The sequence below is a fragment of the Pseudomonas sp. BP8 genome (assembly GCF_017875955.1).
GTDB lineage: Bacteria > Pseudomonadota > Gammaproteobacteria > Pseudomonadales > Pseudomonadaceae > Aquipseudomonas.
In genome coordinates this window covers 4,216,104-4,237,259 of record NZ_JAGINK010000001.1, presented here as the reverse complement: position 1 = coordinate 4,237,259, position 21,156 = coordinate 4,216,104, and the positions used below count along the sequence as shown (strand labels likewise).

The window sequence follows — 21,156 nt, the reverse complement described above, 5'->3', positions numbered from 1 at the left end:
GGCTCAGAACTGCGGCGTGTACTTGACCGTCAGCATGAAGTTGCGCGGCTCGCCATAGTTGTTGCTGCCGTTGAGCTGGTTGAAGCCGGCCACCCAGTACTTCTTGTCGAACAGGTTGTTGGCGTTCACGGCGAGGTTCACCTCAGGCGTCAGCTGGTACGCCACGCGCCCACTCCAGACCGTGTAGCCCGGCACCTCGTAGGTGCGCTCGTAACCGAGGGTGTGGCTCTGGGTGGTAAAGCCCAGGCCGGTGCTCCAGCGCTGGCCGTCCACCGGCAGGGTGTAGTCGGCCCAGGCGCGCAGCATGTGCTTGGGCGTCCACTGGCTGAAGGTGCGGCCTTCGTTGTCCGGGTCGTCGATGAACTTGGTGGTGTTGTAGGTGTAACCGGCGAACAGCTGCAGGCCGCTCACCACCTCACCGCTGATCTCGGCTTCGACACCTTGGCTGCGCACCTTGCCCGAGGCCATCGAGCAGTACCAGCCGTCGCACTCCTGGCCGGAGGCGAGGTCGGTGACAGCACGGTTTTCCTGGTCGTAGCGGAACACCGCGATCGAGGCATTGACTCGCCCATCGAGCAGCTCGCCCTTGAGGCCGGTCTCGTAGTTGCTGCCCACGATCGGCTTGAGCGGCGCATTGCCCAGTGCGCGTTCGGTTTGCGGGACGAACACGTCGGTGTAGCTGGCGTACCAGGACCACTCGCGGGTCAGGTCGTAGACAAAGCCGGCGTACGGGGTGACTTCGCCCGACTCGGTCATGCGGCTGGTGGGGTAGCGGGTACCGGGGTCGGTCGGGTTGTTGAAGTCGATCGAATCCCAGCTGTAGTCAAACCAGCTGACGCGGGTGCCTAGCACCAGGGTCAGGTCTTCGGTTGGCTTGACCCGCCAGGCGCCGTACAGGCCCTTTTGCCGAATGTCGTAGCTGGCCTCGTTGTGGCGACCGATCGGCCCCTGCAACAAGCTGTCGCGGCTCGGTTCCGGGCGGTTGTGGTCGATGTCGAAGATGTTGCCGCTGCCGGCAAAGAATTTGCGCCAGTAGGCGTCATCGGAGGTCAGCTTGGCGTAGTTGCCACCCAGGGTCACTTCGTGGGCCACAGAGCCGGTATCGAAATGGCCGACCACGTTCATGTCCAGGCCCAGCTTGGTATTGTGGAAGTCGGTAATCCAGTCGGCATAGCTCACGCCGTCACCGTTAGGCTCCAGGCCCTCGTCGGCGGTCTGCACGCGCTGATGGGTAGAGGTATTGGTCTCGTCCATGCGCACGGCAGCAGCCTTGAAGGCCCAGTCGTCGTTGAAGCGATGTTCCAGGTCCAGGTAATAGGTGGTGACGTCGGTCTCGGCGCGGCTCCAGCGGGCACCGGTGTACGTCGAGCGTGGCAGGTCGACCGGCTTGCCGGTGGCGTAGCGCGGGATGCCGCGCAGCATCGGCCGCGACTCTTCACGGCTGTAGCTGATGCCGCCGCCAATCGTCGTCGAATCGTTCAGGTCGATGTCCAGCGCACCATACAGCGAGTGGGTCTTGCCCCACTGGTAATCGATGAAGCTGTCGCTCTGGTCTTCGTCGAGGACCATCCGCCCACGCACGTTGCCGCTGCTGGTCAGCGGCCCGCCGGCGTCCAGTTGCAGGCCGTAATGGTCCCACGAGCCAGCTTTACCGGTGATGGCCACGGTCGGCGTGGCCTGGCCGCGCTTGCGCACCAGGTTGATTGCGCCACCAGGGCTGCCGGTGCCCTGCAGCAGGCCGGAGGCTCCCCGCAGGATCTCGACGCGATCAAAAAACACCAGGTCCTGGGTCGCCCAGTTGCCCAGTGAATAGTTGTTGCGCTGGATCGGCACGCCGTCGTATTGCCAGTCGTCGATCTGGAAGCCGCGCGAGGTGATGACCATGCCTGGGCCGATGCCTTGGGCACCGACCAGGCCGGTGGTGTGGTTGATCGCGTCCTTGAGGTCGGTAATGCCCTGGTCGTCGAGCTGTTTGCGGGTGATCACCGTCACCGACTGGGGAATTTCCTTGAGGGTGTGGGTACCCTTGCCGAGGGTCACTGCCCGCGCCGCATAGGAGCCGCTGCCTTCGCTGGTGGCATTCAGGTAGTTGTCGGTGACGCTGGTGGCGCCCAGCTCCATGACATCGCCGCCGACGCTGGCCGGGGCCACGCTGAAGTGGCCGCTGCTGGTGACCCGCAGTTGCAGGCCGCTGCCGGCCAGGGCTGCTTGCATGGCCTCTTCGGCGCTCATCTGGCCGATCACTGCAGGCGCTTGCTTGCCGCGTACCAGATCCGGCTCCAGGGCGATGATGTGGCCGCTCTGGCTGGCAATGCGGTTGAGCGTGCTGGCCAGGCTTGCCGCCGGCAGGTTGAACGACAGGGTCTGCGCCTGGACGAGGGCACTGAGGCTGCTCAGGGCGACGACGAGGGGCAGGGCGCGGGGCCAGTTGTTGTGCACGGTGTTCTCCCGATTTGATATTGGCTGTCAGGAGATAGGTGGGACGAGAAACAAAAACCGGACACCGTTGTGAATGATTTGCAGAAATATTTTCATTTTGCCGATTTGGCGCCAATCAAGGTCAGCCACGGACCGTACCTATTGACGTGGATCGGCAGGGTTTCAGCCAGTGCGGCCAAGGCCTGCTGCGGCTGGCCAAGGGGAAACACGCCCTGCACGCGCAGGTCGCGCAAGCCTGGCGCCAGGCGAATGTAGCCGCGTTGGTACGGGCGCAAAGCGTCGATCACAACGTGCAGCGGCTCATCGAGCACTTCCAGCCTGCCCTCGATCCAGGCGGTACGTTGCCCTTGCTCGCTGTCCAGCCGTTCAATGCCCGCTGGCCGCAGCAGGGCGGCCTGGCCCTGTTGCAAGTCTTGGTAACGGCCATCGGCCAAGCTGGCCCGCACACTGTGTTCCAGCACCACCACACGTGTTGCGGCTGCTTCCTGGCTGACTAGAAAACGTGTGCCCAGCGCTTGTACCTGGCCTTGCGCGGTACGCACGCGCAAGGGCCGGCGTGGGTCGCGGGCCACCTGGATCAGCAACTCGCCGTGGCGCAGGACCAGCAGCCGTTGCTCGCCATCGAACTGCAGGTCGACGGCAGTGGCGCTGTTCAGGCTCAGTTGGCTGCCGTCAGCGAGAACGAACGTGCGCCGTTGGCCGGCCGCGGTGTGCAGGTCGGCCAGCCAGTCCTGGGTGGCGTCACTGCGCCAGCCGGCCCACAAGCCGCCTCCGAGCAGGCCGAGGCCGGCCAGGCCGCGCAGCACCTCGCGGCGCGAACGGGTCGGTTGCAGCAATAACCGACGGGCTTCGCCAGCCTGGCCAGGGGCGCGCTGATCAAGCGCGCGCAGCGCCGCGCACGGACGGCCAAGGCGCTGTTGCAGGCGGTCCCAGGCTTGCTGGTGACGTGGGTCTTGGCCCAGCCACTGCTCCAGGCGGCGCAGCAGTGCGCCGTCGGGCGTGCGGGCGTTGAGCTCGACCATCCAGTCGATGGCCTGCTCGGTGACGCTGTCCAGCGGGCGCGTACTCATGGCTGCAGCTCACTCAGGTAGCACTGGCGCAGGGCCTGCTTCATGTAGCGGCTGACGGTGCGTTCAGACAGCTGCAGTTTGCCAGCGATCTCGACGTAGCTCATGCCGTCGAGCTGGCTGTAGAGAAAGGCGGTCTTGACGATGGCGGGCAGGCCGTCGAGCACCTGGTCGATGCTGATCAGCGCCTCGATCAGCAGCAATTGCTCCTCGGCCGAGGGCGCGACCTGCTCGGGCAGATGGGCCAGACGCTCGAGGTAGGCCAGTTCCAGTTGGCGGCGGCGGTGGCGGTCGAAGATCAGCCGGCGGGCGATGGTCGAAAGATAGGCGCGCGGTTGCTCGATGGTGTCAGGGTCAACCCGCGCACCGAGCATCTGGCAGAACGCTTCGGCCGCTGTGTCCTCGGCATCGGCACGGTTGCGCAGGCGTTTATGGACGTGTTGCAGCAGCCAGCGATGATGGTCGCTGAAGAAGAAGCCCAGCTTGCGGGTCGAGGTGCTGTCCAACGCCTGGTATCCGGTTGTGAGTGTGAATCGTTCTCAATGGTAGCCGGGTCGTTTGTCCTCTCGCAATGGGCGCGATCATTTGCTTGAAAAAGGGGCAGCACTCAATAGCCGCGGCCAAGTAAGAGACTCGCGGCTCACACCGGCAGGCTCTGATAAGGCTGTTCATCCCCCGGGCTATGCGCGAACTGGCGTTTGTACTCGCGGCTGAACTGCGAGGTGCTCTGGTAGCCCACCCGGTGCGCCGTCTGCGCTACCCCGAGGCCTTCACCGATCAGCATTTGCTGGGCCTTGAGCAAACGCAGGCGCTTGAGGTACTGCATCGGTGCCATGTCGGTGCAGCGCTTGAAGTGCTCATGGAAGGTCGACACGCTCATGTTGGCGCAACTGGCCAGCGCCTCGACGCTCAGTGGCTCGGCGTAATGCTCGCGCAGGTAGGCCAGCGCCGCAGCGATACGGGCGAAATGCCCCTGTTGTTCGACCAACGCCCGCAACACCCCGGCCTGGGGCCCGCGCAGTGCGGTGTAGAGCACTTCGCGCACCCGCGCCGGGCCGAGCACCTTGGCATCCAGCGGATCCTGCAGGCACTGCAGCAGGCGCTCGACGCTCTCGCGCATCGGCGCATCGAGGGCCGCCGAGGTCATCGATTGCGGGGTCTGCGCCTGTACCGCCGCATCCGGCGCCAGTGCCATGTGCTGCACCAGTTCGCCGAGCACCGCGCGATCGATATCGACGGCTACCCCCAACAGCGGCGCATCGGCGGTGGCGAAGGTCTCGCACATGAACGGCACCGACAGCGCCTGCACCAGGTAGTGCCCCGCGCCGTACTCCAGCGTGCGCGGGCCCAGACGTGCCAGTTTGCTGCCTTGAGCGAGGATCATCAGGCTCGGCTCATAGATCTGCGGGCTGCTGGCCACGTAATGGTCCCAACTCAGGACCTGCACCTGGGGCAAGTGCGTGGGGACAAAGCCGGGGCGGCTGGCCAGGCTGCGGATCAGCGAGCAGAGCGGGGCATTGGCGTCGACGTGGCGAGTGAGCTGCATGAGAGACCAGAGTAGAGAATCAGACACTGGCATTGTCGCAGATTGATGGTGTGGCGCCAGGTGGTGATAGGCAGGATCGGAGAATCAGGCACGCATACCGGAGGATCGGCTGTGGCCCTGCAGGTGCAGGATCTGGAAAATATGCTGCCTGAATCGTTTCACTTTATTGAGAGGTCCCGCATGTATACCGCGATCGGTTACGCCGCCCAAACCCCGACCAGCCCGCTGGCTCCCATGACCTTCGAGCGCCGTAGCCCGCGTGCTGATGACGTCGCCATCGAGATCCTCTACTGCGGTGTGTGCCACTCCGATATCCACCAGGCGCGCAATGAGTGGGGCATCGCCGTGTACCCGTTGATGCCGGGCCACGAGATCGTTGGCCGGGTCACCGCTGTTGGCGCCAAGGTCAGCCAGCACAAGGTGGGTGATCTGGTCGGTGTGGGCTGCATGGTCGACTCTTGCCGCCACTGTGAAGCCTGCGCCAAGGATCTGGAGCAGTACTGCCTGGAAGGTCCGACCATGACCTACGCCACCCCCGACCGCGTCGACGGCAGCAACACCATGGGTGGCTACTCCAACAGCATCGTTGTCAGCGAGCACTTCGTCCTGCGCATTCCTCAGGGGCTGGACCTGGCCAGCGCGGCGCCGATCCTCTGCGCCGGCATCACCACCTACTCGCCGCTCAAGCACCATGGCGTGGGTCCGGGGCACAAGGTCGGTATTCTCGGCATGGGTGGCCTGGGCCACATGGGCATCAAGTTCGCCAAGGCGCTGGGCGCCGAAGTGACGCTGTTCACCCGGTCTGCGGCCAAGGCTGAAGAAGCCCGTCGTCAGGGCGCCGATCACGTCATCGTGTCTACCGATGCCGAGCAGATGCAGGCGGCGGCGGGGCGCTTCGACTTCCTCCTCGACACCATCCCGGTGCAACACGACCTCAACCCCTACCTGGAAACCCTCACCTTTGACGGTGTGCACATCCTGGTCGGGCTGATCGAGCCGGTCGAGCCACCGGTGCATGCGGCCAACCTGGTGATGAAGCGTCGGGTGCTGGCGGGTTCGCTGATTGGCGGTATTGCCGAAACCCAGGAAGTGCTGAATTTCTGTGCCGAGCACGGAATTACCTGCGATATCGAGATGCTGGATATCCGCAACATCAACCAGGCGTATGAGCGGATGATCGTTGGTGATGTGAAGTATCGGTTTGTGATCGATATGGCCACGTTGAAGGGTTGAAGCCAATCAGTTAAGGAGCCGGGGCTGCTGCGCAGCCCATCGCGACACAAGGCCGCCCCCACGCCGATCGTGTATGCCTCGATTACATGGCAAGCGCGATCACTGTGGGAGCGGCCTTGTGTCGCGATGGGCGGCAAAGCGGCCCCGGCATTTTTAAGTGAAAAGCATTAGCGCAAGCCCGGCGAAGTGCTGAGCTGCCTACCAGGCCAAAGGCTTGTCCAGCCCCTTCCAGAACAACCAGCGGCGCACTTCACCGTGCTCTGCAGTACCGATCTGCCACTCCGGTCGACTGCTGTCCAGGGCAATCACCGAGATGAACCCGGCATGGCTGGCCGCTACCAGGGTTTGTCCATTGGCACTGATGTCCATCGCGCTGATGGTCGAGCCAAGGTAGTGCTGCCAGTGCTCGCTGCCGTCTTCAGTGAACGCGCGCAGGTAACCGTGGGCGTCGCCCACGATGTACTCGCCTTCGCGCCACACCCCGGCATAGACCCGCGCACCATCCTGCACCAGCGGTGTACGCGGGTCGTCGCTGTAGTATTCGGTGTCCAGCCCAGGCAGGTCGGCGGTCTTCACCCCGAGCGTGCCACCGTTGTAGAAGTGGCAGGCGTTGACGATCAGATGATCGCCACGCGCGTTGAACAGGGCAAAGTGCGGGTACTCGCCACCGGGGCCGATGTCGGCAAGCGGCTGCAGATGCTCGTCCAGCACCAGATGCCGGCTGCATTGCTCGCCGATGGCGATCAGCCGGCCATCGGCGCTGATCGCTCCATGTTCCATGCTCAGGCCGAGGCCGATGTCATCCGGATCGGTACCTTCGACGAGCTCCTCGAGGATCGACTGTTCGTCACGCAACAGGCGGGTGGCGCCATCAGCGGCCAGTACGAAGATCCCCTCGCTGCTGACCAGCAATACCCGCTGGCCATCCGGAAACGGCGTCAGGCTGGTGGGCGTCGGCGGCAGGTCGAGCGGTTCGAACGGATAGCCCGGCGGCAGCCCCTCGAGGCCATTCGGCCAGGCCAGGCGGGCGACTTGAGGGCCGCCCCAGCCGTCGGTAATGCGCACGCACTCGGCATTGGCCAAGGCAAAGTAACGCCGTTGCGGGCAGCGGCCGAAATGCTCGACGCCAATCACCGGGGTGACGCTGCGGCCATCGATGCGCACCACTTGGCCTTTTTCATAGGCCATGCCGATGCGCGCCAGCAAGCTGCCGTCATCGAGCAGCAGAACGCTGGCGATGCCTTGCCCGTGCGCGTCGAGCAACGGCAGCAGGGGCTGATGCGCCGGCGGCCAGGCCTGCCGAAAGGCGAGGCGTTGCGCCTCGTCGATGTGCGGCTGGTTGACCGCTTGCAAGGCGGCTTGCCAGGCTGGCAGCAGATGCTCGGTGGCAGGCGCTGCAGGTTCTTCGAGGTCGTCCCAGCCGTGCGTGCGGCCCTCCGCGACATAGCGGTTGATGGCCTGGGCATAGGCGGTGACGGCCTGTTGCCACTGTTGCTGGGCGTGCTGCGTGTCCATGGGCAGAAGGGGCTCCCTGTTAAATGTGCCGCGGTCGGTCGGGGTAAACGCGCATGGTACTCCGCTTGCGTCGCGGTTGTGAGGCCCGGACGGTGCGCGTACCATGCCGGGCATCCATCCAATAATAGTTATCCGCACCCGCCAGAGAGTCATCTCGCTGGCTGGCGCGGGCGTCTTCGTCTTGTTTTCTGGAGTTGTATCCCTCGTCCATGAATGGTCCGATCCCGACATCAATGCCCGCCCCGGTGGGCGGCGGTAGCTGGCTTAGCGTCATCGCGCTGGCGCTGGCTGCGTTCATCTTCAATACCACCGAGTTCGTCCCGGTGGCGCTGCTCAGCGACATCGGCCGCAGTTTCGACATGACCACAGCACAGGTCGGCCTGATGCTGACCATCTATGCCTGGGTAGTGGCACTGGCCTCGTTGCCGATGATGCTGCTGACGCGCAACGTCGAGCGGCGACGCTTGCTGATGTTCGTGTTTATCGTGTTCGTCGTCAGCCACCTGTTGTCGTGGCTGGCGCAGAGCTTCGCCATGCTGCTGGTCAGCCGCATCGGCATTGCCTTGTCGCATGCGGTGTTCTGGTCGATCACCGCGTCACTGGCCGTGCGCGTGGCGCCGCCGGGGCAGCAGTCCAAGGCGCTGGGGTTGCTCGCCACCGGTACCACCCTGGCAATGGTGCTGGGCATCCCGCTGGGGCGTGTGGTCGGGGAAGCGCTGGGCTGGCGGGTGACCTTTCTCAGCATCGGCGCGGTGGCACTGGCGACCATGCTCTGCCTGATGAAATCGCTACCGCTGCTGCCGAGCCAGAACTCCGGTTCGCTGCGCAGCCTGCCGGTATTGTTCAAGCGACCGGCGCTGGTCATCACTTACTTGCTGGTCACCCTGGTGATCACCGCCCAGTTCACCGCGTACAGCTACATCGAACCGTTCGCGCTGCATGTGGCACAGATCGGCGGTGACCGCACGACCCTGCTGCTGTTGCTGTTCGGCGGTGCCGGGCTGTTCGGCTCGGTGTTGTTCAGCCGCTACAGCGATCGCTATCCGCATGGCTTTCTGGTCGGTTCGATCGGCTGCCTGGCGGCGTGCCTGCTGCTGATGCTGCCACTGTCGGGCAGCTTCAGCGTGTTCGCCGTGCTGAGCATGTTGTGGGGGGTGGCGATCCTCAGCTTCAGCCTGGCCCTGCAATCGAAGACCCTCAAGCTGGCGTCGGATGCCACCGATGTGGCCATGGCGCTGTTCTCCGGCATCTACAACATCGGCATCGGCGGTGGTGCATTGCTGGGCAGCATCGTCAGCAGCCAGCTGGGCGTGGCCAATATCGGCCTGGTGGGCGGCAGTGTCGCGCTGTTGGGGTTGCTGATTGCCGTGGCCAGCACTCGGCGCTTGCGTGAGGCAACGGCGCCCGCGCCGCGTTCGATTTGAGTGGTGGCGGTGCGGCTGCTACCGATTCAGGCCAGCAGCGCCGACCAGGCTGAAACGATCAGCAACCCTGCCAACAGCTGATTGAACCGCCGCAGGCGCTGCGGCGACTGCAGCCAGCGCGCGCTGCTGACGCCAAGCAACGCCCAGGCGGTCGTGCAAGGCAGGGCGATCAGCAGGAAGATCAACGCCAGCTGCCACACGGGCTGGTCTGGTGCGGCAAACACGCCAATCACCGCCATGGCCATCAGCCAGACCTTGGGGTTGATGATCTGCAACGAGGCTGCGCTCAGCGGCCCGAAGCTCTGCTGCGCCGAGGCCTGCAACGGGTCCCCCGCGCTGCGCAGCAACTGCCAGCCCAGCCAGCTCAGCCATAGCACGCCCAGCCAACTCATCAGTTGTTGTGCTTGCGGGTGGTTCAGCAGCACTTCGGCCAGCCCGAGCCCCACCACCCAGACCATTGCCGCCGCTGCCAGGCACGCGGCGAGGATCGGCGCGACGCTGGCGCGTAGGCCGCAGCGTGCGCCGTGGGCGAGGATCAGCAGGTTGGTTGGCCCAGGGCTGATGCTGGCAACCAGGGCGAACAGGACAAACGGCAACAGCGACTGCAGCATGACAAACAACTCCATATGATCGGAGCGCCATGCTCGCCGTTGGCGGCGGTTCAGTCTGGAAGCTTTGTGCAGCGGCGACGGTAATCGGCGGGGGTCAGCTGATAGGCGCGGCGGAACCAGCGGCCAAGGTGGCTCTGGTCGGCAAAGCCCAGCGCGGTGGCCACTTCGGCCGGGCTCTGCCCGCGCGCCAGCAATTGCCGCGCGCGGACCACGCGCAGTTGCACGAGATAGGCATGCGGTGCCATGCCGAACGCTGCCTTGAAGGCGCGGGTCAGGCGGAAGCGGTCGACGCCGCAGGCCAGGGCCAGTTCGTTCAGGCCGATGTCCTGATCCAGGTGGGCATGCAGATAATCACGCGCCACTTGCGCGGATAACGGCAGGCGCGGGTCTGGATTGAGCCGTTTGCGCCAGTGCAAGTGCTGGGTAAGGCAGGCCAGCAAGTCGTCCATGGCTGTTTGGCGAATGATCCGCATCTCCTCGCCGTGCAAGGCCTGGAAAGCGCGAAAGGTGGCGCCGGCCAGGCGCGCGTCGCGGCACAAGGTATCGGCAAACCCGGGCAGGCCATTGGCGGGTGCCTGCTCGAACAGCGCGCGCACCTCGGCCTCCAGCCAGTTCGGGTCGAGGTACAGCGTCGAGTAGGTAAAACCGTCTGCGGTCGGTGCGTGGCCGTCGTGAATCTCACCAGGCTCAAGCAGGAATACCTGGCCAGGGGTACTGAAGTGGCGGGCGCGGCGGCAGTGAAACTGCTGCACGCCTTGCTCGGTGAGGCCCACCAGGAAGCTGTCGTGCCAGTGTGGGTCGTAGGCATGCCCGGTGAAATGCGCGCGCACCGACTCGATGCCGGTATCGGCGTCCTGGGCGAGGTCGATCCAATTGCTCATGGCGGCGGCTGCAGTGTCGAGGGGGGGCTTACTGTAGCGCAGCAGCGAGTGCCAGGTTTAGAACGAATGTGCATCTGCGCTGCTCCTGATTTTCGCCGTGTGCGCGGTCCCTGTGAGAACAACTGTCTTGCACCAAACTTCAAGCTGGCGCGGTCTCTCTGTGGGAGCGGCCTTGTGTCGCGAAATGAGGGCGCAGCCCTCACCAGCTGACTCACAACCACACACGATCCCAATGCGGATAATCGCCGGTTTTGCTTACCAGGCCTGCACGTTTCTTCGGCGCACTTGGTGGGATGAACCCAGGTAATGGTGACCGGATTGCAGTGGGCGAACGGATCGTATCTGGAGGTGACGCAGGTGAGGGCTGCGCCCTCATTTCGCGACACAAGGCCGCTCCCACAGTGATCGCGTTAACGTTTAGGTTTGTGCAAGACAACTGCCCCCCGCAGAGTCCGCGCATGCCTCAAGACTGGCGCTGTGTCTGTGGGAGCAGCCCCGGCGCATGCGCCTGCCTGCCGGTCAGCGCTGCTGTGTCGGGTCGAGCAGCGGCGTCAGGCGCTCGCTCAACGCCTCGACCAGGGCGCTGACCTTGGGCAGGTGGCCGCGGTTGCGCCGCCAGGCCAGGTGGATCGGCAGGCCTTCGCTGGCAAAGCCGGGCAGCACTTCGACCAGCGTGCCCTCGTCGAGCTGGCGCTGCACCAGCCAGGTCGGTAGCTGGGCAATGCCATGCCCGGCCATGATCGCCATGAGCTGGCCTTCACCGTCGCCAATCGCCAAGCCTCCCGGCATGGCCTTCATCTCATCGACCCCGTGCCGGCTGCTGGCAAAGTGCAGGTCGAGGGTGCTGCCGTCGACGCAGGCATACAGCACGCAGCCGAGTGCACGCAGTTGCTCCTCGTCGGCGGGCGTGCCGTGCTCGGCGAGGTAGGCGGGCGAGGCACACAGCACCAGGCGCTGGCTGCCCAGGTAACGATGCTCGATGCCCGCGGGCCAGCGCTGTGGCCCGCCGATGCGTACAACGATATCGACCGGGTCTTCACTCAGGTCGACAAACCGGTCGGAGAGGGTGATGTGCGGTTGTAGCCGCGGATGGGAGCGGGCAAAAGCCAGCACGGCTGGCAGGGCGTGCAGGCGGCCAAAGCTTGCCGGCAGATCGATGCGCAGTTTGCCGCACGGTTCCTGCTGTTCATCGTGCAGGGCCAGCTCGGCCTCTTCGATTTCGGCCAGTACCCGCGTGCAGGTGCGGTAATAGTCAGCCCCGGCATCACTGAGCAGCAGGCGTCGGGTGGTGCGCTCGAACAAACGCACCTGCAGGCGTTTCTCCAAACGTGCAACACCTTTGCTCACCGCAGAGCTGGTCAGGTGCATGCGTTCGGCGGCGGCGATGAAGCTGCCCGCGTTGGCCACGTTGACGAAGAATTCGATGTCTTTCAAGCGCTCGGTCCCCGGCATGCTGTACCCATGATTACTGAATCAGATTCATCTAATTGCGGAATAACTACCCGTAATGAGAACACGATTCCCGAGTAAGCTGGCAGGCTTTTCACCCTATGAGCCTGACACCGATGCAAACGAGTTCCATGACCGCCCCCGCGGTTGCCGTACCAGCACCGCGCACGGGCCTGGCGATTCTGTTGTTCGCCGTAGGCGGCTTTGCCTTGCTGACCACCGAATTCATCATTCTCGGTTTGCTGCCGGGGCTGGCCCGTGATCTGGGCCTGTCGATTGCTGCCGCCGGCCAGCTGGTCACCCTGTTTGCCGTGACCGTAATGCTCTGCGGGCCGTTTCTGACCGCCTGGCTGTCGTCGTTCGAGCGCAAGCCGCTGTTCATCGCCATCGTGCTGGTGTTCGCTGCCTCCAACGCATTGGCCGCCATCGCGCCCAACGTCTGGGTACTGGCGCTGGCGCGCTTTGTCGCGGCGTTGGCGCTGCCGGTGTACTGGGGCACCGCCAGTGAAAGCGCTGGGCAGTTGGCCGGACCAGGGCGTGAAGGTTGGGCCGTGGCCAAAGTCTACCTGGGTATCACCGCTGCGTTCGTCTTTGGTATTCCGTTGGGTACCTTGGCCGCTGGCTTGGTGGGCTGGCGCGGCAGTTTCTGGCTGCTGGCCGGGCTGTGTCTGCTGGTGGCGCTGCTGATGTGGGTGTTCTTGCCGAAATTGCCGGCCGTGCCTGCCCGTGCGGATGGCGTGCGGCAAACGGTGATCCTCAAGGACCGTCGCTTCATCGCCCATGTACTGCTGTCGGCGCTGGTGTTCACCGCGATGTTCACCGCCTACACCTATCTGGCCGAGATGCTTGAACAGGTCGCCAACGTGCCCTCTGCCGATGTTGGCTGGTGGCTGATGGGCTTTGGCGTGGTCGGCATGCTGGGCAACAGCCTGGCCGGGCGTATCGTCGACCGCAGCCCGCTGGCAGCGACGGTGCTCCTGCTGGTCATTCTCGCCTTGGGCATGGGCGTGGTGACGCCGGCGGTCTCCAGCCCAGCGTTGCTGGTGTGCGCGCTGGCCCTGTGGGGCGTGGCCTACACCGCCTTGTTCCCGGTGTGCCAGGTGCGTGTGATGCAGGCGGGTGCCAAGGCTCAGGCCTTGGCCGGGACCTTGAACGTGTCTGCGGCCAATGCCGGTATCGCGCTCGGCGCGGCCTTGGGCGGGCTGGTCATTCAGGTGTTGGGCACGGCCGCGTTGGGCTATGTCGCCAGCGCGGTTGCGGGTTTGGCAGTGATCGCCACGCTGGCGTTGCTGGCAGCCAGCAAGGCTCGCACCTGACTACGCCCGTTGATCGGTCTGCCTAGCCCGCGTGAGTTACCACAGTGCCACGGCTGCCGCGCCCAGCACTCGCGCGAACAGCGCAATCGCGGTGTCGACGTCTGCCTCGCTTGTATAGCGTCCAAGGCTGATACGCACGCTGCTGCGCGCCTGCTGCTCGCTCAACCCAAGGGCCAGCAGTACATGCGAAGCGGCATTGCTGGCGGAGTTGCACGCCGAGGTGGTCGACAAGGCCAGCTCGCCGGCCAGCGCCGCGCTGTTGAAGCCGTTGGCCTCGATGCGCAGGTTGAGCGTGTTGGGGATGCGCTGCACCGGGCAGCCGTTCAGCGTCACGCCTGGTAGCGCCAGCAAGCCTTGGCGCAAGCGCTCGGCAAGCTGATGGATCCGTTGCTGTTCGCCTTCGCCGGGTTTGCCGGCAAGCGCGAACGCGCTGCCCATGCCGACGATCTGATGGGTGGCCAGGGTGCCGGAACGCAGGCCGCCTTCATGGCCGCCGCCGTGCATCTGCGCGTGCAACTGCGCGCGGGCGCGCGGCCCTACATAAAGCGCGCCGATGCCTTTGGGGCCATAAACCTTGTGCGCAGAAAAAGACATTAGGTCGACCGCTTGCCGGCCCAGGTCAATCGCGACTTTGCCCACCGCCTGGGCGGCGTCCACATGCAGCAGAGCGCCATGCTCGCGCACCACCTCACCGATTGCAGCGAAGTCAGTCACAGTGCCCAGTTCATTGTTCACGGCCATCAGCGAAACCAGCCGGGTGTCTTCGCGCAGGGCCTGGCGCACGGCTTGCGCGCTGATCAGGCCGGCGGCATCCGGCATCAGCCGCGTCACGGCCCAGCCTTGGCGCTCCAGTTCGGCCGCGGTGTCCAGTACCGCCTTGTGTTCCAGTTGGCTGGTGAGCAGGTGCCCAGGTTGGCCAGCGCCCTGGGCAATGCCTTTGAGTGCCAGGTTGTTCGATTCAGTGGCGCCTGAGGTCCAGACCAGGTCCTGCGGCTGTGCGCCGATCTGCTCTGCTACCTGGCGCCGGGCCTGCTCCACCAACTGGCGGGCAGTCTGGCCATAGGCGTGGCCGCTTGAGGCCGGATTCCCAAAGTGGGCATCGCGGCCAAGGCAGGCGAGCATGGCCTCGATCACCCGGTCATCGACCGGGGTGGTGGCGGCGTAATCGAAGTAGAGCGGGGCGCTGGGCATGATAGGGCGAGTCCGTGCATGTCGCCTTGGGTCGGCGATCGTTGCAGTCATGCTACCCGGCGCGCTGCGAAATACTTTCCTAACTACTTGGGCTGTTTGAAAGATCAGAGAAAAATTTTCTTACCCTGAGGCTTTTTCTAGAACATTACCGTCAAGCATGCCCGTTCGAGGCTTGCAGTCTTCCCGAAATCGCCCTATGTACACGCCATCAGGCAATCTCGAGCTTCTTTTCTTCTTCTGCCAGCACTCGTTCGCTCAACTCGATGATCTGCTCGCGCATCCAGCGATTGGCCGGGTCCTGATCGGTGCTTTCGTGCCAATACAGGTGGGTTTCCAACGCCGGGACTTCTACCGGCAACGGCAAGTGGCGCAGTTGGTGGCGACGGGCAAAGCGCTCCGGCACGGTCATGACCATGTCGGTCTGCTGCAGAACCTGCGAAGCCATCAGGTAGTGCTGCGAGCGCAGGGCGATCTTGCGTTGCACGCCCATCTTGCCCAGGGCCAGATCGACGTAACCCAGGCCGTTGCGTCGGCTGGAAATGTGGATATGGGTCATGCCCAGGTAGCTGTCGAGGGTCAGCTTGCTCTCTGCCAACGGGTGACCCTGGCGCAGGGCGCACACGTAACGGTCCTGCATGAGCTTGACGTGCCGCACCTGCGGATCGGTATTGAGCGGTGCATCGACGGCGAAGTCCAGGCGCCCGGCGGCCAGCTCCTTGGTTGTCTCGCGACGCTTGCACAAGAAACTCTCGATCATCACCGCCGGCGCCAGGCGGCGCAGGCGCTGGAACAGCGGCGGCAGGATCACCGCTTCGGTGAGGTCGGTCATGCTGATGCGAAAGGTCTTGTTGGCCTGTTGCGGATTGAAGATACGGCTCTCTTGCACGGACACACGCAGCAGCGACAGCGCATTGCGCACCGGGCCGATGATGTTCTGCGCCATCGGCGTCGGCACCATGCCTTGCGCAGTGCGTACGAACAGCGGGTCGTTGAAGGTCTCGCGCAGGCGCGACAAGGCGTTGGACACAGCCGGTTGGGTAATACCGACGATCTGCCCGGCGCGGGTCAGGTTGGCTTCGGTATAGATCGCGTCGAAGACGATGAACAGATTGAGGTCAACCTTGCTGAGGTTCATGAGCGCCGCTCGTTGTTGGAATTATGGCGCGATCATATATCGGTTATGAATGTTTATACACGCCGAAAATAGACTAGGTGGATCGGCGAGGCGTGCTCTAGTCTCTGCCCCATGTTCTTCAGCCCGTGAAGGTAGCCCCAATGGATTTCGCCTATTCGCCCAAGGTCCAGGCACTGCGTGAGCGCGTCAGTGCGTTCATGGACAGCCATGTCTATCCGGCAGAGCCGGTGTTCGAACGCCAGGTGGCCGAGGGCGATCGCTGGCAACCCACGGCGATCATGGAGGAGCTCAAGGCCAAGGCGCGTGCCGAGGGGCTGTGGAACCTGTTCCTGCCCGAGTCGGAGTATGGCGCGGGCCTGAGCAACCTGGAGTACGCACCCTTGGCCGAAATCATGGGCCGTTCGCTGCTTGGCCCGGAGCCGTTCAATTGCTCGGCGCCTGATACCGGCAACATGGAAGTGCTGGTGCGCTATGGCAGCGAGGCGCAAAAGCGTCAGTGGCTCGAGCCGCTGCTACGCGGCGAGATCCGCTCGGCGTTTGCCATGACCGAGCCCGACGTGGCGTCGTCCGACGCGACCAATATGGCCGCCACCGCTGTGCGACAGGGGGACGAATGGGTGATCAATGGCCGCAAATGGTGGACCTCCGGCGCCTGCGACCCACGCTGCAAGGTGATGATCTTCATGGGCCTGTCCGACCCAGAGGGGCCGCGTCATCAGCAGCATTCCATGGTGCTGGTGCCGACCGATACACCGGGGGTGAAAATCGTCCGGCCGTTGCCGGTGTTCGGTTACGACGATGCGCCGCACGGTCATGCCGAAGTGCTGTTCGAGAACGTTCGGGTGCCTTATGAAAACGTACTGTTGGGCGAAGGGCGCGGTTTCGAGATTGCCCAGGGGCGCTTGGGGCCAGGGCGTATTCACCACTGCATGCGCTCGGTCGGCATGGCTGAGCGTGCCTTGGAATTGATGTGCAAGCGTTCGGTGGAGCGCACTGCCTTTGGCCGGCCATTGGCACGTCTTGGGGGCAACGTCGACAAGATCGCCGACTCGCGGATGGAAATCGACATGGCACGGCTGCTGACCCTCAAGGCGGCCTACATGATGGATACCGTCGGCAATAAAGTGGCGCGCAGCGAGATCGCCCAGATCAAGGTGGTCGCGCCCAATGTTGCGCTGCGGGTGATTGACCGGGCGATTCAGATGCATGGCGGGGCGGGCGTCAGCGGTGATTTCCCGTTGGCCTACATGTACGCCATGCAACGCACCTTGCGCCTGGCCGACGGGCCGGACGAGGTACACCGGGCGGCGGTCGGCAAGTACGAGATTGGCAAGTATGTGCCCAAGGAACTGATGAATGTCGGGCATTGATGGCGCAGTTGGGCTACAGTCGAGCACATGATCCATACAGCCCGTTTGCCGATGATGTGCACCTGCATGACCGCCTCTGGCGGGCCATGAGGTTACGGCTGCGCAGCAACCCCGTTTAAAACCTGAAGGCCCCGCCAGCGATGGACGGGGCTTTTTGTTGCCCTGTCCACGCACAGCCATGGAGACAGAGCATGTTCGAAATTCGCCGCGCCACCCGTAACGATGCCCAGATTGCCCTCGATATTCGCCGGCTGGCCATCCGTGCACAATGCATCGGGCCCTACAGCCAAGCCGACATGTTTGTCTGGACCGAGGTCTCGCTCAGCGAGTGGTTCAGTGACCTGGTGGCGGCGCATTTCCACCTGGTGTACGTGCAGGGCCGGGTGGTCGCTACTGGCATGCTCGACAGGGAGCAGCGAGAAATCGGCGCGATCTTTGTTCACCCCGAGTACATGGGGCGAGGCATTGGTCGATGCTTGCTCCTTCACCTTGAAGGACTTGCGCTAAAGGCGCAGTTACCGGAGATCAAGCTCGATGCGACGCTCAATGCCGTGGCGTTTTACCGCTCGTGCGGATTTGTTGGAGAAACGACCTCTGTCTACCACTCGCCTTCAGGGTTGCAACTGGCCTGTGTGCCCATGGTGAAAGTGCTTGGGCCGGCTAACGCGTAGTCGTAATGGTCGCTCCTGAACTACTCAAACATGCCCCTCAGACCCGCAAACGCGGGTCTTTCTTTTCTTCATTACTCGGCTTCTGAATCGGCTGAGCTGATTTGCCAGACGCACTATCATCAGCTACCACAACATCCTCACGAGGCCCGGCAGCCTGAGCGCCCCGCGTCTTGAACAACGACAACAGCACGCCACCCAGCAACAACCCGAACGTTACCCCCAACGACAGCAGTGCCGGCACGCTACCTACCAACCCGTGGTAGAAGATCTTGCAGCCGATAAATATCAGCACCAGCGCCAATGCGTATTTGAGATAGACGAACCGATGCATCAATGCGGCCAGTGCGAAGTACAGCGAGCGCAGGCCGAGGATGGCGAAGATGTTCGAGGTGTAGACGATGAACGGGTCCTGGGTGATGGCAAAGATCGCTGGCACGCTGTCGACGGCAAATACCAGGTCGGCCAGTTCGATCAGCACCAATGCCAGGAATAATGGGGTGGCGTAGCGCAGTGCCTTGCTCTGGCCAGGCGGGGTGAGGCGCACGAAGAAGTGCGCGCCATGAATCTCGTCGGTGACGCGCATGTGCCGGCGCACGAAACGCAGCACCGGGTTATTGGCCAGGTCCGGATGGCTGTCCTCCTTGGACAGGGCCATTTTTATCCCGGTGATCAGCAGGAAGGCGCCGAACAGGTAGAGCACCCAGGCGAAGTTCTGCACCAGTGCCGCGCCCACGCCAATCATGATTGCGCGCAGGACCACCACCCCGAGAATGCCCCAGAACAGCACACGGTGTTGATAGCGGCGGGGGATGGCAAAGAAGCTGAAGATCATCGCCATGACGAACACGTTGTCCATCGACAGCGACTGCTCGACCAGGAAACCGGTATAGAACTCCAGTGCCGACTGCGCGCCCAGTTCGAACCACACCCAGACACCGAACAAGACACCAACGCTGAAGTAGCCCGAATACAGCAGCAGGCTTTCGCGCATTTCGATTTCGCGGTCCTTGCGGTGCAGCACGCCGAGGTCGAGGACCAGCAGACCGACCACGATGGCAACGAAGACCAGCCACAACCAAGTGCTGGTGCCAAGAAATGGAGTAGTGAGATAGGTGTATAGAGCCGTCATGAGCCCCTCCTTGATTGTCGACGTTGCATGGCAACAGTGATCCGACATGGCGGCGTGGCAGCCGTCAGAGGGGCCCGGTATCACATGGGCTAAAGCCTAGACCGGATGGCGGAGGCTGCCGAATGGCAGGGTGTTACATTTCTTTGCCTGGATCTCAGTACACCCAGACTTCGACCCGGCGGTTACGCAGACGGCCTTGCTCCACGTCGTTGTCCGCCACCGGCAGTTCATCGCCCATGCCTGTCACTTCCCTGACCTCCACGCCATCACGGGCCAGTTCGCGGCGCACCGCCATGGCCCTGAGCCGCGACAAAAGGGCGGCTCGCCCTGGGGTTTCCTTGGGGTCGCCAAAGCCGACCAACACCGCTTTGTTGTGCAACTTGCCCGCCTGACGCAGATAGTCGGTCACCCGACGTACATCGCGCAGTGCCTTGTTATCGAGGCTGGCACTGCCTTGCTGAAAGCGGAAGTTCACCGTCAGGCGCTGCGCCTCATCGACCAGGCTACGGTAGCGCGGCGGCATGTCGGCCTGCTGGGGGACAGCCAGCGCCTTGACCTGCTGGGAGACGAAGCCCTGCTCGGCGACGATCACCTGGCCCGCCGGGCTCTGGGCGAAGTCGGCCAGCGCGCGTGCCAACGCAGTGGGGTGGTCTGGCAGGTAGAAATACAGCCGGCGGGTCAGCGGATAGTCCTCGCTCGCCACCAGCGCTCGGCTCGGTGGCAGTGCCGGTGCATCACCTTCGGCGATGGCCAGGACCTTGGCCCCATGCACTGCAGCCAGGCTGCTGAAACCGATGGCCTGGCGATCAGCCTTGACCCGCTCGGCCAGCAGTTCGCTGGATTCGAAGCGCAGTGCGCTGGCAGCCAGTTTGCGCTGATGAACATCCAGCACCAGTGCCTTGAATGTCTCGAAGGTGCCGGAACGATTGTCCCTGGTGTACAGCCGGATGGCCCCGCCCGGCACGCCCAGTTGTTCCCAGCGCGAAATCTGACCGGAGAACACCTGTGCCAGTTGCTCGGTGGTGAGTTTGGTCAGCGGGTTGTCGGGGTGGACGATGAGGGCCACCCCGTCCAGACCGATTATCTGTTCGCTGCTCGCACTGCGCAGGTCGCCCAGTGCGCTCAGACGGTCGGCCTCGCTATCGCTGATGGGCCGCGAAGACGCGGCCAGGTCAGCGTCGCCGCTGCCGAGTGCGGCGAATCCGGTGCTTGAGCCGTGGGCCGCGATGCTGATACTGATCGGCAGGCGGTTGCGGTCGTGCGCGCTGATCCGGGTTTCATTGGCGACCGCGCCAGGCTTGCGCTCGAGGGTGCTGGCGCCCTGCGCCTGAAGCATGCCTTGGACCAACGCTGGGCCCAACGAGGCACCGATGGTATTCGAGCCTTGCAGGCGCAACTGGGCCGGCTCGGCCACGGCCAGCAGGGGAAGCAGCAGCAACAGCAAGGGCAGGAGGCGGGGCATGCCGAAGACCTGTGGCACAGAGATTCGGCGCAGATTACGACAGTTGAATGACGGGTAGATGACAGTGAGTGGCGTGGCCCGACACTAGAACGTGGGCGGCGTGATCACCCAGATCACCACGGCATCGACCTCTCCTGGGTTACCGTAGCGATGCGGTTCCTGGCTGGAGTAACTGAAGCTGTCCCCTTCATTGAGCTGAAAGTGACGGTCGCCGACCCACAGCTCAAAACACCCCGACAGCACGTAGCCGGCTTCTTCCCCGTCGTGGCTGTAGCTCTGCTGGCTGTAGGTCCCCGGCGGAAACCGTGAATGCAGCATCTCCAGCTCGCGGTTGGGTTGCGGTGTGAGCAACTGGTCGACGATGCCATCCTCGTAATGCACGCTCAGCCGGCTGTTGCGGCGCACCACATACCCTTGGTCTTCCGGTGCGGTACTGGCCTCGCTGGCGAAGAACCACTGAATGGTCACGCCCAGGCTGCGGGCGATATTGAACAGCGCCGGGATCGACGGGTACGACAGGTTGCGCTCCAACTGGCTGATGTAGCCTGCGGTCAGTTCGCTCTGTTGCGCCAGGTCTGCCAGGGTCATGCCGCGGCGCTTGCGCAAGCCGCGGATGCGGGTGCCGAGAAACTGCGGGGCGGCTTCTGCGGTAAGCGGCGGCGTCTGTGATTGCTGGCTCATGGCACGTCGGTCCATCGGGAAAGCGCCAGTATGACC

Annotated in this window: 18 protein-coding genes; 5 read left to right on the top strand and 13 right to left on the bottom strand. The window is 63.8% G+C overall.

Annotation, left to right across the window (positions count from 1 at the left end):
- Positions 1–3: 3 nt before the first annotated feature.
- The 4 genes from J3B00_RS18445 to J3B00_RS18430 all read right to left on the bottom strand — a co-directional run bounded on the left by J3B00_RS18445 (position 4) and on the right by J3B00_RS18430 (position 5,052).
- Complete coding sequence (locus J3B00_RS18445; RefSeq protein WP_209869890.1) at positions 4–2,439, bottom strand: TonB-dependent receptor; 2,436 nt, start codon at positions 2,437–2,439, stop codon at positions 4–6.
- A 92-nt stretch (positions 2,440–2,531) separates the two neighbouring features.
- Positions 2,532–3,509, bottom strand: a complete 978-nt coding sequence (locus tag J3B00_RS18440) for a FecR domain-containing protein (RefSeq protein ID WP_209869887.1) — start codon at positions 3,507–3,509, stop codon at positions 2,532–2,534.
- Entirely contained in the window at positions 3,506–4,012 is a 507-nt protein-coding gene (locus J3B00_RS18435) for a sigma-70 family RNA polymerase sigma factor (protein WP_209869884.1), read from the bottom strand. Before J3B00_RS18435 ends, J3B00_RS18440 begins: the two co-directional genes overlap by 4 nt.
- 134 nt (positions 4,013–4,146) lie before the next feature.
- Complete coding sequence (locus J3B00_RS18430; protein ID WP_209869881.1) at positions 4,147–5,052, bottom strand: AraC family transcriptional regulator; 906 nt, start codon at positions 5,050–5,052, stop codon at positions 4,147–4,149.
- A gap of 180 nt (positions 5,053–5,232) precedes the next feature.
- Here J3B00_RS18430 and J3B00_RS18425 point away from each other — a divergent pair, with 180 nt between their 5' ends.
- Positions 5,233–6,285, top strand: a complete 1,053-nt coding sequence (locus J3B00_RS18425; RefSeq protein ID WP_209869879.1) for an NAD(P)-dependent alcohol dehydrogenase — start codon at positions 5,233–5,235, stop codon at positions 6,283–6,285.
- A 198-nt stretch (positions 6,286–6,483) separates the two neighbouring features.
- Here J3B00_RS18425 and J3B00_RS18420 read toward each other — a convergent pair whose 3' ends face one another.
- Positions 6,484–7,800 carry a hypothetical protein gene (locus J3B00_RS18420; protein WP_209869875.1) on the bottom strand — a complete coding sequence of 439 codons (1,317 nt, stop codon included), beginning with the start codon at positions 7,798–7,800 and terminating at the stop codon, positions 6,484–6,486.
- Between the two features lie 209 nt (positions 7,801–8,009).
- On the opposite strand from J3B00_RS18420, the gene J3B00_RS18415 reads away from it, so the two are divergent.
- Positions 8,010–9,224, top strand: coding sequence for a sugar transporter (locus J3B00_RS18415; RefSeq protein WP_209869872.1), 1,215 nt, complete (start codon positions 8,010–8,012; stop codon positions 9,222–9,224).
- Between the two features lie 26 nt (positions 9,225–9,250).
- Here J3B00_RS18415 and J3B00_RS18410 read toward each other — a convergent pair whose 3' ends face one another.
- The 3 genes from J3B00_RS18410 to J3B00_RS18400 form a co-directional block, all read right to left on the bottom strand.
- The gene (locus tag J3B00_RS18410) at positions 9,251–9,835 is read right to left on the bottom strand and encodes a LysE family translocator (protein ID WP_209869869.1); all 585 of its coding nucleotides are present in this window, start codon (positions 9,833–9,835) and stop codon (positions 9,251–9,253) included.
- Positions 9,836–9,885: 50 nt separating this feature from the next.
- A complete protein-coding gene (locus J3B00_RS18405; RefSeq protein ID WP_209869867.1) occupies positions 9,886–10,716 on the bottom strand; it encodes an AraC family transcriptional regulator in 831 nt (276 codons plus the stop codon).
- A gap of 519 nt (positions 10,717–11,235) precedes the next feature.
- Positions 11,236–12,168 (bottom strand): LysR family transcriptional regulator, encoded by a 933-nt coding sequence (locus tag J3B00_RS18400; protein ID WP_209869865.1) that lies wholly within the window; start codon positions 12,166–12,168, stop codon positions 11,236–11,238.
- Between the two features lie 128 nt (positions 12,169–12,296).
- Here J3B00_RS18400 and J3B00_RS18395 point away from each other — a divergent pair, with 128 nt between their 5' ends.
- Positions 12,297–13,481 carry an MFS transporter gene (locus tag J3B00_RS18395; protein WP_245362584.1) on the top strand — a complete coding sequence of 395 codons (1,185 nt, stop codon included), beginning with the start codon at positions 12,297–12,299 and terminating at the stop codon, positions 13,479–13,481.
- A 36-nt stretch (positions 13,482–13,517) separates the two neighbouring features.
- Here the strand turns inward: J3B00_RS18395 and J3B00_RS18390 are convergent, their stop codons facing one another.
- Together J3B00_RS18390 and J3B00_RS18385 are read right to left on the bottom strand one after the other, a co-directional pair.
- Positions 13,518–14,672, bottom strand: coding sequence for an aminotransferase class V-fold PLP-dependent enzyme (locus J3B00_RS18390; protein WP_209869860.1), 1,155 nt, complete (start codon positions 14,670–14,672; stop codon positions 13,518–13,520).
- 208 nt (positions 14,673–14,880) lie between these two features.
- Complete coding sequence (locus tag J3B00_RS18385; protein ID WP_209869857.1) at positions 14,881–15,807, bottom strand: LysR family transcriptional regulator; 927 nt, start codon at positions 15,805–15,807, stop codon at positions 14,881–14,883.
- A gap of 140 nt (positions 15,808–15,947) precedes the next feature.
- Between J3B00_RS18385 and J3B00_RS18380 the strand changes: the two genes are divergently transcribed.
- Entirely contained in the window at positions 15,948–17,177 is a 1,230-nt protein-coding gene (locus tag J3B00_RS18380) for an acyl-CoA dehydrogenase (protein ID WP_209869854.1), read from the top strand.
- 191 nt (positions 17,178–17,368) lie between these two features.
- Positions 17,369–17,848 carry a GNAT family N-acetyltransferase gene (locus tag J3B00_RS18375; RefSeq protein ID WP_209869851.1) on the top strand — a complete coding sequence of 160 codons (480 nt, stop codon included), beginning with the start codon at positions 17,369–17,371 and terminating at the stop codon, positions 17,846–17,848.
- 37 nt (positions 17,849–17,885) lie between these two features.
- Here the strand turns inward: J3B00_RS18375 and J3B00_RS18370 are convergent, their stop codons facing one another.
- The 3 genes from J3B00_RS18370 to J3B00_RS18360 form a co-directional block, all read right to left on the bottom strand.
- Positions 17,886–18,977 carry a TerC family protein gene (locus J3B00_RS18370; RefSeq protein ID WP_209869848.1) on the bottom strand — a complete coding sequence of 364 codons (1,092 nt, stop codon included), beginning with the start codon at positions 18,975–18,977 and terminating at the stop codon, positions 17,886–17,888.
- A gap of 154 nt (positions 18,978–19,131) precedes the next feature.
- Positions 19,132–20,439 (bottom strand): substrate-binding domain-containing protein, encoded by a 1,308-nt coding sequence (locus J3B00_RS18365; RefSeq protein WP_209869845.1) that lies wholly within the window; start codon positions 20,437–20,439, stop codon positions 19,132–19,134.
- Between the two features lie 84 nt (positions 20,440–20,523).
- Positions 20,524–21,120, bottom strand: coding sequence for a cupin domain-containing protein (locus J3B00_RS18360; protein WP_209869842.1), 597 nt, complete (start codon positions 21,118–21,120; stop codon positions 20,524–20,526).
- Between the last annotated feature and the right edge of the window lie 36 nt (positions 21,121–21,156).